Raw genomic sequence first — 14,793 nt, forward strand, 5'->3', positions numbered from 1 at the left:
GATGCTCTACAAAATAAAAGCACAAGCCCTGCAATTTGCGCTACTGATTTCAGTAATTATTGCAATACTACTTAGCGCTTTCTTATTACTAACTCATGTACAATCATTTTTTAGAATTAAATCTCAAGAACTAATTGGAGCTACAGAATTAGCCAATCATCAATTATTCGAATCTCTAAAAAATACTATTATTTCTGAGGATACCGTAAGTACTGCTATTGATTCTAAGACATTAAAATTAGCAGCTAACTATCACGGAACCTGGATCAAAACAATTTCTGAGGTTATTGTTAATAACAGAAAAATCAGTAAAGCTGCTTTTTCAGGAACGGCATTAGATCCAAAAACACCAAACCTATACTTAGCTAATAAAAATTCGCCATTAGTAGTTGTTGGTAATACTCGATTAGAAGGGAATAGTTATCTCCCAAAACAAGGTATAAAAGCAGGTAATATCTCTGGAAACTATTATCAGGGATCCAGTCTTTATTATGGCCGTACCATAGAAAGCAAAGAAACGATCCCTGAGTTAGACGCTGCATGGTTTTCATATATAGAATTACTTACCAAAGGACAATCTATTGAGGAAGATCGTATCGTGCCTCTAGAAAAAGAGATTGAAAACTCGTTTTACAACCCTCCTAAAATCATTTATAATACTGACCCTATTATTCTTGGGGATGAAAAAATATCTGGAAACGTTATCATTCAATCAGCATCAAAAATTAGCGTCACTGTAGCTTCACAATTAACAGACGTTCTTCTGATTGCTCCAACAATTATAGTTCAGAATAATGTAAAAGGTAGGTTTCAATTAATTGCGACCAAAAAAATTGAAATAGGAAAAGGATGCCATCTCTCCTACCCATCTTCGGTAACACTTTTAGATAAAAACATCACTGTCAATACGAATCAAGGCAATGCTTCCAATAATAAAATTCTAAATTTCACTATCGATGAAAACACTATTATTGAAGGTTCTGTAGTTTACTTAAAGAAAAAACAAGAAGTACAGAATCGAATCAAAACACATTTAAAAGTAGCAACTAATGCGCAAATCATTGGAGAGATTTATTGTCAGGGTAGTATCGAATTTCTAGGAACCGTAAAAGGATCATTATACACCCGTCAATTCATTGCAAATCAATCCGGTTCTGTATATCTTAACCACTTATACAATGGTAAAGTACTACTAAATCCTATTCCTGGCTATGCTGGATTACCATTTAAGAATTCAAAAAAAGATGTAGCAAAATGGTTATACTAAAAAAAATAAAAGCCGCTACATTGATCGAAACCTTAACCGCTTCGGTATTGATCATCATTGTATTTATGATTGCTAGTTTAAGTTTTAATAACATATTCACCAATCATGTTAAAAGAGATCAAAGCAGTATAGAAAATAGGATTAAGGAATTAGAATATTTGGTTATTCATGATAAACTAAAATTACCATATACAGAAGATTTTAGCACCTGGGAAATAGAAATTATTTCTAAAAATGAGAAAACAATGATAGTATATAGTCAAAGTGGCATCAGTAAGGAAAAACAATTGATAGCCAATGAATAAGATTACCCATAAAATAAAAGCATTTACGTTAACAGAAATGATGGTAGTTATTGTTATTTCTGCTATTGTAGTAGGATTAGCATTTACTGTTCTGGGAATCGTGCAAAACAATATGAGAAGCATAGAAAATAATTATGACTATCAATCTAAAATTCAATCTCTAGAAGTTGCATTAACCATCGACTTTAATAGATATCCAGTGGCACAATGGAATCCAAAAGACAATACGCTCATACTTTCTTCGCCAATTCAAAAGAGAATGTATACCTTCAGTTCGGATAGCATCACCAATGATATTGATTCTTTTACATTAAAAACAAAAAAAATATCTTACTATTTTGAAGGAGAAGAAGTGAGTGCTGGAAATATTGATGCCATCAAACTTACATTTAACAATACTACAGATTTGCATCGTATTTTTGTTTATAAACATAATGATCCAACAATTCATTTCTGAATATGGGAATAAAAATCGAAAATACTAGCAAGCAAAAACAAAAGGATACCTCTTTTGACATTTCCGAGATTTTAACCAAGGAGATTACATTGTTTGGAAACTCTTTTAATAGCAAAAAGAAAGAACAGTGGTATGCGGAACTCAGTGTCTTATTAAAATCAGGAATTGATCTAAAAAGTGGTTTGGAATTATTATCCGAAACACAGAAAAAAGAAAAAGATCAAAAGCTAATGACTAAGATGTTATCACAACTAATTGATGGTAATTCCTTGTCTGAAATCCTGAAAAAAGATAAAAACTTTACAGATTACGAATACTATGCAATAAGAATTGGAGAACAAACAGGACAATTAGCTCAGATCACCTTAGAACTTAGTGATTTTTATAAGAGAAAGAATGATCTAAAAAGAGAAATCGTTTCTGCCCTCACCTATCCAATTATAGTACTGTTTACGGCTTTAATTGTTATTTTCTTTATGCTTAGATATGTAGTTCCTATGTTCGTAGATATTTTTAAACAAAACAATGTAGAACTACCTGCTGTTACTAAAGCGATTATCAATTTTTCTGAATTTACAGGCGAAAACGGATTATTGATCCTAATTTGTATCGCTATTGGAATTCTGTCTGTTACTTTTGTTTCTAAAAAGAAATGGTATCGCAAATTTTTAGGCAATTTTCAGCTTAAAATTCCTATTCTCGGAAACTACTTCAGAAAAATATATATGGCGCAATTTACACAAGCTCTTTCGCTATTGACTTATGCAAAAGTTCCTATGGTAGATAGTATTGATTTAGTAAAGAATATGATCAACTTTCACCCCTTACAGGAAGGTTTACAAAGAACCAATCAAGCCGTAATTGCTGGAGATAAACTAAGTGCTTCTTTTGCAAAAAGTCCAATTTTTGACAAAAAACTAATTGCTATGATTAGAGTAGCAGAAGAAACCAATCAAACCGAATTCATTTTTCAGAAATTAAATGAGCAGTACAATCAGCAGGTAAAACACCAATCACAAGTCATTTCTAATGTATTAAATCCCTTACTAACCATTATGGTTGGAATCATAGTGGGAGTAATCCTAATAGCTATGTATTTACCGATGTTTAGACTTAGTAGTGTAATTGGATAAAATCGTCGTAATCTCTGTAAATAAGAGAATACTTATTTTTTATCAAATTATACAAGTAGATACTCCCAAAAACATAATACATTCGCCCATAAAGTAGGTAAAAAAGATATCATGAAAAAAGACGACCTCAACGCTAAATTAGAGCTATCCAAAGATGACATGAAACAATATGGCTATACTATTATAGATCATATTGTAGAACATTTTGAAACTCAAGATTCCAAAAAGCCAGTAGCAATAGCTACTCGAGAAGAAATGGATTCTCTTTTAACAGAAGGTATACCAAATCAACCAACTCCAGCTAATGAAGTTCTTGATTTTGTGATGGAAAAAGTCATTCCTCAAAGTACAATTGTATCACACCCAAAATCATTTTCCTTTGTTCCAGGCCCAAGCAATTACATCAGTGCAATGGCTGATACAATTGCCACAGGCTTTAATATTTTCTCTGGCGGTTGGGCTGCATCCCCAGCAGCGGCAGAATTAGAAATTCTAACCATGAATTGGTTATTAGAGATTTTTGGTTTTGGTACAAAAGAAGGTGGAGGTATTTTTACCAGTGGTGGATCTATGGCTAATCTAACAGCGCTGGTTACCGCTAGAAGAATCAAATGTGGAGATGATTTCTCTAAAGCTGTAATTTACTTATCTGATCAAGCACATTCTTCAAATATAAAAGCTATCAAAGTTATAGGCTTTAAGAAGAGTCAAATAAGAATTATACCTACTGATCTAGAATTCAAAATATCATTAAACAAATTAAAAAATGCAGTAGCTAAGGATCGTCTTCAAGGCTTAGAACCTTTTTGTATGATCGCTTCTGCCGGAACTACCAATACCGGGACCGTAGATCCACTGGATGAAATAGCAAAAATATGTAAGGAAGAAAACTTATGGTTCCATATAGATGGAGCTTATGGAGGTGCGGCAATACTTGCCGACAATGGTAAAGACTTATTAAAAGGTATTGAAAAAGCAGATTCTTTAACAGTAGATCCACATAAATGGTTTTTTCAACCTTATGAAATGGGATGTTTATTAGTTAAAAATCATAATTGGCTTAGCGGAACTTTTAGCGAAAAACCGGAATATCTTAGGGATGTAGAAGGCAATGAATCCGAAATCAATTTTTATGATCACGGTATTCAATTAACTCGTCGTTTTCGAGCATTAAAATTTTATATGTCATTAAAAACATTTGGGTTAGCGTCTTTTAGAAAAGCTATTCAATACAATATAGAATTAGCGCAACAAACAGAAGGTATACTAAGAAAAAGCCCTCAATGGGAAGTCATTTCTCCAGCAACCTTAGCAGTAATAAATTTTAGATATCACCCAATTGATAAAAATTTATCCGAAAAAGAGATTGACACCGTCAATCAGGAAATCTCTGAAAAAATCATGAATTCTGGAGAAGCATTATTAGTAACCACGGTACTTTTAGGACAGGTTGTATTAAGAATGTGCTTAATCAATCCTAGAACTACTATGGATCATATCACAGAAACAATAGCGCAATGTGAGTTATATGGAAATGAGTTATTAGAATTAAAAAGTGCTAATTAGACATAGTTAACTGAACCACGTATCCTTCATTATTTCTAACATTAAAAACAGTATCATCTTCAAAAATTAGATATTGACCTTTGATACCTTTTAAAACACCAGAATACTCTGGTGTTTTTTCCAGATTTAGACTTTTTAGTTTATTTGGATACGCTAATACTGGAAAATCAAGTTCGGTTTCTTTATTGTTTTCGATAAAATAATCTTTCACCTCATTAGGAATAAACTCTTTAAGTTTTTCACGATACTCAGTCAAATCCTGATCTTCGATTTCATTTTTGAGCATTTTTCTCCAATTCGTTTTATCCGCAACATGATCTTTTAAAGCAACTTCAGTGATACCTGCCAGATATCTATTTGGTACTTCTACAATTTCTATAGCTTCATGAGCTCCTTGATCAATCCACCTGGTAGGTACTTGTGATTTTCTGGTTACACCCACTTTAATATTACTAGAGTTAGCGAGATATACAATATGTGGTTGAAGCTGTGCTTTCTTTTCAAAATCCAAATCTCTATCCTCTATATCTAAATGCGCTTTGCTTAATTCTGGGCGCATCACCCAATCACCTACCTGAGGTTGATTATAAAAATCATCATAACAATATCCTTGTCTATATATTTTTTTATTCTCACCACAAGCTAAACATTGATATCCTACAAATTTTATACTTAATGTTTTATTTAATAATTGATTCACATGAATAAAATCAGACTCAAACACCAAATAATACTGGATTGGACTCCCTATTTCGGTCTGCATTTTGGTTAGTACTCCCTGATATTGCATAAAAAGTTCAGTTATAAGTTAAATCTATAAAAAGAATGTTATTATTTTTATTATTTTAGTTTCCGATGAAAGTCAATCACACAATCATATTAATGCTAATTACGGCCTAAAGATACATCAAAAAATGCCAATTCCTTTAGTCAATTCTATTGCTAGCTGGTTTCTAAAAAAGCGTTTTCATCAGATGGAGCTTTTTCTTAAATACCCCAATGAGGTACAGCTAGAGTTATTACACGTTTTATTAGAAACTGCCAAGAATACTGAGCTTGGAAGGATGTACGATTTTTCATCCATACATAATTATGAAACTTTTAAAGAGCGTATTCCAATACGATCATACGAGGATTATGAAGAAATGATAGAGCGTAGTCGCCTTGGAGAGCACAATATTTATTGGCCAACTCCTATTAAGTGGTTTGCAAAATCCAGTGGTACTACTAATGCTAAAAGCAAATTTATCCCTGTTAGCCAGGAATCTTTGGAAGACTGTCATTATGCTGCAGGAAAAGATCTTTTATGTATGTACCTCAACAATAATGAGAATTCTAAACTCTTCACAGGGAAAAGTCTACGCTTAGGAGGAAGCAAAGAGTTATATAAGGAAAATGGCACCTCGTTTGGTGATCTATCCGCTATAATTATAGATAATATGCCTTTTTGGGCGGAATATAGTTCTACCCCTAGTAATGAAGTTTCTTTGATGAGTGATTGGGAAACAAAGATGATGGCCATTGTACACGAAACCATTCAGGAAAATGTAACCAGTCTTGCCGGTGTACCTTCATGGATGCTCGTTTTATTAAATCAAGTGCTCGAAACAACAGGGCAAGAACATCTTTTTGAAATATGGAATAATATTGAAGTATATTTTCACGGAGGAGTAAGTTTTGAACCATATATAGATCAATACAAAAAAATCCTACCAAGTAATTCTTTTAGGTATTATGAAATTTATAATGCTTCTGAAGGCTTTTTTGCGATACAAGATCAGAATGAATCTTCAGAATTGTTACTGATGCTTGATTATGGTATTTTTTATGAATTTATACCTATGGATACGTATGGATCAACCCATCAAAAGGTTATTCCACTAAGTGAAGTAGAAGTTAATAAAAACTATGCAGTAATCATTACTACCAATGCAGGCTTATGGCGATACAAAATTGGTGACACTGTTCGATTTACTTCTATTAATCCATACAGAATAAAAGTATCAGGAAGAACTAAACATCATATTAATGCATTTGGTGAAGAACTAATTATCGAAAATGCTGAAGAAGCATTGAAGAAAACTACTAGAGAAACCAATAGCGAAATTGTAGATTATACGGCTGCTCCTATTTTTATGAAGGACAGAGAAAAAGGGGCTCATGAGTGGATGATTGAGTTCAAAAAACACCCTAAAGATCTTGATCGTTTTGCTCACATTCTGGATCAAAATCTTCAGAATATCAATAGTGATTATGAAGCAAAAAGACATAATAACACCACGCTAAATACGCTAGTTATAAATGATGCCAGGCCTCATTTATTTTATGATTGGCTGAAAAAAAATGATAAACTAGGTGGTCAACACAAAATACCCAGACTCTCAAACTCCAGAAAATATCTTGATGAATTGATCGAGTTGAACAAAATAAATTCCTTTACATTTAAGTAACTTCAAAAGGATAAAACCCTAAAGTAAATACAAGGAAAATTCCCTAAATCGATAATTTGAATTACGGTTTTTACGTAAAAAAACTGCGTAAGAAATTGTTTTTTTAAGCAAAAAATGAGTATTTCATCGATTAAAAAAACCGATTGATCTAAAAAACCATAAATATCTTTTTCACGCCCTCTTTTCGTATTAAATTTGATACCAGTAAGTTACAATTTTCAAAAGGTCCCAAATATGAAAAATCTTTTACTTAGTCTTATTTTTATTTCTTTTTCTATAGCTATGAATGCACAAGAAACAGATATCACTTCAAACAACAATCAGACTAAAGAAAATGTTGCTATTACTAAATCCGCTATATCATTATCAAATACTAAAAGCAACACTGTACATATTGATAAGGTTTGTTATAGTGAAACTTCTAAGGTTGCCTTTTATGAAGTGTTAATTGCTAAAAATGGATTTAAAATAAATCTTAAGAACAGTACGGATCTTGTTATAAAGAACACAGAAGAAATCATTTCTAAAAAAAGAGATGAAATACTATATTCTGAAGAAGATTAATATTCAACTAACTAATTATTTTGAATTAAAAAACTATCGCCTCCATTGTTTATGAAGGCGATAGTTTTTTATATACAAAAGCTCCTTAAATCTTAGAACTTAAGGAGCTTTTTATTATTTGTTCTTCTATTAAAATATCTATCTCTAAAAGATCAATACCTTTAGGAAACTGCTTTCAATTTTTTTATTGTAGACTTGTTCAATTTCTTTTCTACATAGTCCTTAGACACCCTTAATTCTGTTTCTTCACTCTCTGGCAATTCATACATTGCATCCGTTAGAATTGCTTCACATAAAGAACGTAATCCTCTTGCTCCTAACTTATACTCTACAGCTCTTTCTACGATGTAATCCAACGCTCCTGAAGTAATTGTAAAGTCGATATTATCCATTTCGAAAAGCTTCTTATACTGCTTTATAATAGCATTTTTAGGCTCAGTCAAAATAGCTCTAAGTGTATGATTATCTAATGGATTCATATGTGATAATACAGGAAGACGACCAATTATTTCTGGGATTAGCCCAAAATCTTTTAAATCTTTAGGGATAATGTATTGTAATAAGTTATCCTTTTCTATAATATCTTCAGATTTAGATGCACTAAATCCCATTGCCTGCATATTCAGACGCTTCTGAATTGCATTTTCGATACCATCAAAAGCTCCTCCAGCGATAAAAAGAATATTCTCTGTATCTACTTCAATAAATTTTTGATCTGGATGCTTTCGTCCTCCTTTTGGCGGAACATTCACTACAGTTCCTTCTAATAGCTTAAGCAAAGCTTGTTGCACTCCTTCTCCAGAAACATCTCTTGTAATACTTGGGTTATCACTTTTCCGAGCAATTTTATCAATCTCATCAATAAATACGATACCTCTCTGAGCTTTTTCTAGATTATAATCCGCTGCTTGTAATAAACGTGTAAGAATACTCTCTACATCCTCTCCAACATATCCTGCTTCTGTAAGAACCGTAGCATCCACTATAGCTAAAGGCACATTCAGCATTTTGGCGATAGTCTTTGCTATTAAAGTTTTACCAGTACCTGTCTGACCGACCATAATGATATTACTCTTTTGGATCTCTATATCATCATCAGTAGTTGGTTGCAATAATCGTTTATAGTGATTATATACGGCAACAGACATTACTTTCTTAGTAAATTCCTGTCCGATTACATATTCGTCTAGAAATTTCTTAATAGCCATAGGCTTACGAAGCATCAATTCAGAACTTAATTCTCCTGTTTCTTCATCTTTGGCCTCTTCTACAACAATTCCATGAGCTTGAACTATACAACGATCACATATATGAGCATCTAAACCGGCAATTAATAAATTGGTTTCTGGTTTCTTTCTTCCACAAAACGAGCATTCTAAATCTTCTTTCGGCATAATTAACTATTTCAAAAACTTGTCTATCCCAATATCACCAATAGACTCATATTTCTAGGGTGCAAATTTACTATTTGCTATATTACTACTTTACTATAAATTATTCTCTTGTCAATATTTCATCAATCATTCCATACTCAAGAGCTTTATCAGATTTCATCCAATAATCTCTATCACTATCTTGGTATACTTTATCGTATGTCTGTCCAGAATGTTTTGCTATAATATTATATAATTCTTCTTTTAATATTAAGATTTCACGAGCAGTAATCTCAATATCACTAGCTTGTCCTTGCGCTCCTCCAAGTGGTTGGTGAATCATTACTCTACTGTGTGGTAAACCTGAACGTTTTCCTTTTTCACCAGCACATAATAATACAGCTCCCATAGACGCCGCCATTCCTGTACAAATAGTTGCTACATTTGGCTTAATAAATTGCATCGTATCATAAATTCCTAAACCTGCATATACACTACCACCAGGGGAATTTATATAAATCTGTATATCTTTTGAAGAATCTACACTCTCTAAAAACAAAAGTTGCGCTTGTATAATATTCGCTACTTGATCATTAATACCTGTACCTAAAAAGATAATACGGTCCATCATCAAGCGTGAGAATACATCAAAAATAGCCACATTCATTTGACGTTCTTCTATAATATTAGGAGTCATCCCTGTTGGGTACATACTACTAATAATTTTATCATAGTAGTTACTATTAATACCGTGATGCTGTGTAGCGTATTTTTCGAATTCTTTTCCGTAATTCATATGTTCTTTTTCTGAAATTTTATTTTTATAAAAAAGGCGTTAACCAAAACTTGGTTTAACGCCCTAAATATAAGTATAAATTCCTTATTAGTTTATGTTGATTATTTGTAAACTTCTTTTACAAAATCATCAAAACTCACTTCTTTTTCTTTCAATTTAACATTCTCCTTATAGTAAGCAAGCAATTTCTGACTCATTAGTTGTTCAGAAATTCTTTTCACCTCATCCTGATTAGATAAAATTCTGGCAGCTATATCTTCTAGCTCTTTATCTTCTGGTGACATCTGACCAAACTGTGCCATTTGTCCTTTTATCAAATCCTTAGCAAATTCTTTTAGTTCTTCAAAAGTAACCTGAAGGTTATTATCATTGATTATTTTCCCTTCAATTAATTGAAAGCGTAAACCTTTCTCGCTCTTCTCATACTCATCTTTGGCTTGATCTTCAGTTAAAGGTTGCTCACCCGTAGCCTGAATCCATTTTTGTAAAAACTCTGATGGTAAATCAAATTTAGTATTTTCAAGAACACTCTCCGTTACATCATTAAGCAACTGTTGATCCGATTGCTGCACAAATTGACGAGCTGCATCTTCTTTGATTTTTTCTTTAAGTTCAGAAACTGTTTTCACACCATCTTTACCATATAGTTTATCAAATAAATCTTGATCCAGATCCGCTAATTCCTGATTATTAATTTCAGAAATAGTAAACGTCACTTCAATATCAAGACCCTGAGCATCTTCCTGACTAACCTTAAGAGCATTTATCAAATCATGATCATCAGAAAACAATCCTTTTGTTTTTAATGTTAGAACATCTCCAACTTTAGATCCAATAAACTTATCTAAGTTTCTCTTTCCTTTTATTTTATCTAAAGAAATAGTTGCTTGATTCTCTATTTCTTTTTCTTCATTCACAAAAGTACCATTAATCAGATCATCCTTTTCTGCAGTTTCTTTTGGCACTAACTTACCATATTGTTTCTGGATAGTTGTGATTTGATTATCAATCATTTCATCCGTAGCAACAATAGTATAATGAGTGATTGCTTTTTTACCATTAAGTTTCACTTCAAATTTTGGCGCTAAACCTAATTCGAATTCAAAAGAGTAATCATCAGCATCCCAATTGAAGTTGTCTTGCTCCTTAGGCAACGGATTACCTAAAACATCTAATTTCTCTTCTGTCAGATACTTATTAAGAGCATCTTGTAGCAATTTATTTACTTCATCTACTAAAACCGCTTTTCCATACTGCTTTTTCACCAATCCCATAGGAACGTGACCTTTTCTAAAACCAGGAATATTGGCGTTCTTACGATAATCTTTAAGAATGTCTTCTACCTTATCGCTATAATCTGCTTTTGCAATATCTACTGTTACTACAGCATTTAAATCGTCTAATTGCTCTTTTGAAATATTCATTATCTCTACTTTTTTGTACTAAAAATCGGGTTGCAAAAGTAATACTTTTTTACAATTCGACAAAGTTTTAACTTCCTGAAAAACAGTTAGCTTTTATCTTTTTTTAAAATAGAGTATAATATAGATTGAAACACGGATAATAAAACACTAAATATTAATGCCCACAACCAACCATTTACACTAAAGCCAGACACGAAATGATCCGCCATCAATATGATTGCTGCGTTAATCACTAACAAAAACAACCCTAAGGTCACTATAGTAACGGGCAACGTTAAAATAACTAACAAAGGTTTAACAATAGCATTTAGGATTGCCAAAAGTACAGCGACAATTAGCGCACTCACATAACTGTTAACGCTTACTCCAGGCAAAATTTCTGCCAGTACTAATACAGCGATAGCACTGAGAATCATTTTTAATAAGAATTTCATATGTAATGGTTTAGATTGATTATCAAAGTAACTAAAAACAACGCAATAAAAAAACCTGCTAAAAAATTAGCAGGTTTTTAATATTTTATTTGTGATTAAAATTAATTAACCTCATTACTAACAGTTACCGTTCCGTACTCACCAGGATTCACAGAAGGCAAAATCACTCCATATGTAGTTTTAACCGCATCAAGTATACCATTAGTTACCAAAGCATGTGCTCTAGGCGTAGGATGCACTCCATCTAAAGAGAATCCACCACCACTTGCAAACGTTGAAGTTATTACTCCGCCATCAAATGGAATACCTCCATTTGCTGCCTGAACCAAATCACGTGCAACATCATAAAATGCTAAACCATTAGCGGTAGCCAACGCCTTAATCGTTGAATTATAGGATGATCTAGCAGTTGAAACAGCAGCTAACTCAGCTGAATCTAACACATCTCCATCTTCTATTGCACTGATAGCATTGATTACTGTTAATCCTTGTTCTGGAGTTGGTGTTCCTCCTGCTTGAAGAAGTCCTAGTACCTGAAGTACTTCTGGAGTTAACACGACAGAACCATATCCTTGAGCTAAAGCACCACTATTGATTGTAAGCAATAATAGTTCATCCGCTGTCATTTGTCTAAATCCAAGAGGATTTGTAGCAGTAACTTCTGTTTTTAATAAAAATAAATTAGGCCCTTCGTTAAATTCTATAAGATATTGCGATGCAATCTGCTGAGCATCTGCAATAGGAACTCCCGCTCCTGCTAACTGAGCTGTCACAATACCCGTCACTGCTTGAAAAAATCCTGTTAAACTTCCTGCAGTAGCAGCATCTAATACTAATGCGTTATTAGGTACCGTAGTAAAGAAAGGTAAAGATGTAACATCAGGTAAATTAAGCACCACTCCTTTAGCTCCATTACTAGTTAAACCAGCTATTAACTGACTATATGCGCCAGCAAAAACATTATTATTAGTAATATCTAAACCTTGTACAGAGTATGTAGACGGATCAATATTACCTGTCTCATTATGATCAGCGCCTACTCCACCAGAAGTTGCATATCCCAAAATATCATTATTCCCTATCCAAAGACTAAAAAAAGTAGGGTCTTGTGCAATAGCATCTCCAATAATTGTTGCTGATGCAGAAGAAGCAAATCGACCAAAGTAAGGATTCAGAGCTCCATACCCTTCAAAACCTAAATGATACACTCTAGCACCTGGAACTCCCATATTATTAAAAGAATCTCCTGTATTGATATTATTAGCAGCATCGGTTGTTGGCTGCGCTCCTGTATATTCAACAGGTCCTACTGGCACTCCGTTTTCATCAAAAACCAATACAAGTCTATTAGACAATGCATCTGCTCCAGGAATTAATAAACCACCTGTATTATCAGACATTAATGGTTGTGTAAATTCTCCTCCTCCAACTAATGCAAACTGCTGAGATAATATATTAGGATATGAATTTTCTTGCCCAGTTATATATAAGGCACCATCTGCAAAACCAGCTGTTAAAGAATTTCCTACTGCTACAAAATTAGAGAAATCAGCTTCTCCACTAGTATACACACCAGCTTCATCAACTGGATTATCAAATTCCGGCTCACACGCTACAAGCCCTATTGCCAGAATTGCTAAATATTTTATATTATTTTTCATCTTCAAATTATAATTTATAAGTTAAACCAAGTCCTGGCGCAAACGCGCTTGATTTATAGGTTCCACCAAAAGGCACATCCTGTCCGTTTTCTTGATAAGAATCATACGATTCATCAATCTCCTCAAATCTCAAGTAAAAGAATGAAGCATCAATTGCTAACTTAGGAGTAATAGCAAAACTTAAACCACCTGTAAATCCTTGTGAATCATTACGTGGTGTTTCTGGAGCAAAAAACCCAGGTTGAACTGGAGATTCATCTATATAATAACCTGCTCTTAAAGATATCTTAGAAGTTGCATCATACTGTAAACCGAAACGATATGCAGAAGAATTTTTATAATTACGTGGATTAATAGAAGTTGCTCCATTACCAAACTGCAAATCTAAAGATTCATATACATCCCAGAATTGTCTGTTATAATCAAAAGCAAACAGCCACTTTTTATGAAACTGATAAGAAAGACCAATCGACAACTCTGCTGGCAAAGGTAATTCTGCACTAAAAGTTGTTGTTCCATTCTGTGGAGCATTTGGTGCAGTAGTAACAGGGAAATTAGAAAAAGTTGCTTCTCCTCCTTCAGCCTCAAGAATAATTTCACTTCGGTAGTTAAACCCTAACCTAAAATTTTCAGTAGGATTAAACATAGCACTTACACTCCATCCCCAGTTATTTACTCCTGAATCATCTACCGTAATATTAGAACGATTTCCATCTATATCAGTAGTCGTTCGATTAGCATTACGGTTAAAATTAACAGAACCCGTAACAAAAATAGGACCACCACCAATACTAAAGTGATCAGAAAGTTTAACAGAAACAACTGGCTGAATATAAATTGCTGCTAAGTCGATATTGTTTACTAGATGAGAACCAGCCCAATCAGTCGGCCAAGTTACTTCACTACCATAAGGTGTATATACACCAAGACCAATAGCTAACCAATCGTTCACTTTATATGAACCATATAAATTAAGAGGAGTACCTACAGAATTATCAGTTTCTGAAGAAATTCCAAGGTCAGAATTTTGATAAATCACATCAGTAAAAATACCACTGACACCAGCACTAATATTTAATTTATTCTCTAAGTACACAAGACCTGCTGGATTAAAGAATACTAGCTCCGCGCTATTCACCACGGCAACACCTGTATGACCCATAGCCATAGCTCTCTGTCCTTGCACACTAACTCTATATCCACCAGCATAAGTGACCAATGTCACTAAGGCGAATAGAACTAATAATAGTAGTTTTTTCATAATAAATTAGAATTGTTTTTGTTTTTTAGGATTTTGAAAAAATAATGCACCAAATTTAGTAGAAAATACCAATTATCCAACTAATTCATTAAAATATTATGC

At 33.1% G+C, this 14,793-nt stretch carries 14 protein-coding genes; 7 read left to right on the forward strand and 7 right to left on the reverse strand.

Translation table 11 applies throughout. The features are described from left to right. Nucleotide 1 precedes the first annotated feature (1 nt). The 5 genes from Q0975_RS01895 (at nt 2) to Q0975_RS01915 (ending at nt 4,728) form a co-directional block, all read left to right on the forward strand. Nucleotides 2-1,267: a hypothetical protein gene (locus tag Q0975_RS01895; protein WP_299432262.1), complete on the forward strand. Its 1,266-nt coding sequence runs from the start codon at nt 2-4 to the stop codon at nt 1,265-1,267. After that, nucleotides 1,255-1,572 (forward strand): hypothetical protein, encoded by a 318-nt coding sequence (locus tag Q0975_RS01900; RefSeq protein WP_299432264.1) that lies wholly within the window; start codon nt 1,255-1,257, stop codon nt 1,570-1,572. Before Q0975_RS01895 ends, Q0975_RS01900 begins: the two co-directional genes overlap by 13 nt. Beyond that, nucleotides 1,565-2,029, forward strand: a complete 465-nt coding sequence (locus Q0975_RS01905; protein WP_299432266.1) for a prepilin-type N-terminal cleavage/methylation domain-containing protein — start codon at nt 1,565-1,567, stop codon at nt 2,027-2,029. Before Q0975_RS01900 ends, Q0975_RS01905 begins: the two co-directional genes overlap by 8 nt. Nucleotides 2,030-2,031: 2 nt before the next feature. Next, on the forward strand, nt 2,032-3,162 hold the full coding sequence (locus Q0975_RS01910) for a type II secretion system F family protein (RefSeq protein WP_299432268.1): 1,131 nt from the start codon (nt 2,032-2,034) through the stop codon (nt 3,160-3,162). Nucleotides 3,163-3,273: 111 nt separating this feature from the next. Then, a complete protein-coding gene (locus Q0975_RS01915) occupies nt 3,274-4,728 on the forward strand; it encodes an aspartate aminotransferase family protein (protein ID WP_299432270.1) in 1,455 nt (484 codons plus the stop codon). On the opposite strand, the gene Q0975_RS01920 is transcribed toward Q0975_RS01915, so the two are convergent. After that, the gene (locus Q0975_RS01920; protein ID WP_299432272.1) at nt 4,721-5,518 is read right to left on the reverse strand and encodes a DUF2797 domain-containing protein; all 798 of its coding nucleotides are present in this window, start codon (nt 5,516-5,518) and stop codon (nt 4,721-4,723) included. The two genes, Q0975_RS01915 and Q0975_RS01920, sit on opposite strands and share 8 nt — an antisense overlap. A gap of 124 nt (nt 5,519-5,642) precedes the next feature. Between Q0975_RS01920 and Q0975_RS01925 the strand changes: the two genes are divergently transcribed. Both Q0975_RS01925 and Q0975_RS01930 read left to right on the forward strand, forming a co-directional pair. Further along, on the forward strand, nt 5,643-7,178 hold the full coding sequence (locus tag Q0975_RS01925; RefSeq protein ID WP_299432275.1) for a GH3 auxin-responsive promoter family protein: 1,536 nt from the start codon (nt 5,643-5,645) through the stop codon (nt 7,176-7,178). A gap of 234 nt (nt 7,179-7,412) precedes the next feature. Beyond that, nucleotides 7,413-7,742, forward strand: a complete 330-nt coding sequence (locus Q0975_RS01930) for a hypothetical protein (RefSeq protein WP_299432278.1) — start codon at nt 7,413-7,415, stop codon at nt 7,740-7,742. A 161-nt stretch (nt 7,743-7,903) separates the two neighbouring features. Here the strand turns inward: Q0975_RS01930 and clpX are convergent, their stop codons facing one another. From clpX to Q0975_RS01960, 6 genes are all read right to left on the reverse strand, one after another. Beyond that, nucleotides 7,904-9,136: an ATP-dependent Clp protease ATP-binding subunit ClpX gene (gene clpX / locus Q0975_RS01935; protein WP_299432281.1), complete on the reverse strand. Its 1,233-nt coding sequence runs from the start codon at nt 9,134-9,136 to the stop codon at nt 7,904-7,906. A 100-nt stretch (nt 9,137-9,236) separates the two neighbouring features. Then, the gene (gene clpP, locus Q0975_RS01940; RefSeq protein ID WP_299432284.1) at nt 9,237-9,911 is read right to left on the reverse strand and encodes an ATP-dependent Clp endopeptidase proteolytic subunit ClpP; all 675 of its coding nucleotides are present in this window, start codon (nt 9,909-9,911) and stop codon (nt 9,237-9,239) included. Between the two features lie 101 nt (nt 9,912-10,012). Beyond that, nucleotides 10,013-11,335, reverse strand: a complete 1,323-nt coding sequence (gene tig, locus Q0975_RS01945) for a trigger factor (RefSeq protein WP_299432287.1) — start codon at nt 11,333-11,335, stop codon at nt 10,013-10,015. 86 nt (nt 11,336-11,421) lie between these two features. Further along, complete coding sequence (locus Q0975_RS01950) at nt 11,422-11,769, reverse strand: phage holin family protein (RefSeq protein ID WP_299432290.1); 348 nt, start codon at nt 11,767-11,769, stop codon at nt 11,422-11,424. A 101-nt stretch (nt 11,770-11,870) separates the two neighbouring features. Continuing rightward, entirely contained in the window at nt 11,871-13,430 is a 1,560-nt protein-coding gene (locus Q0975_RS01955) for a G-D-S-L family lipolytic protein (RefSeq protein ID WP_299432293.1), read from the reverse strand. A gap of 7 nt (nt 13,431-13,437) precedes the next feature. Next, nucleotides 13,438-14,691: an outer membrane protein transport protein gene (locus tag Q0975_RS01960; RefSeq protein ID WP_299432296.1), complete on the reverse strand. Its 1,254-nt coding sequence runs from the start codon at nt 14,689-14,691 to the stop codon at nt 13,438-13,440. Nucleotides 14,692-14,793 lie beyond the last annotated feature (102 nt).

It is taken from the genome of uncultured Aquimarina sp. (assembly GCF_947500065.1).
GTDB lineage: Bacteria > Bacteroidota > Bacteroidia > Flavobacteriales > Flavobacteriaceae > Aquimarina.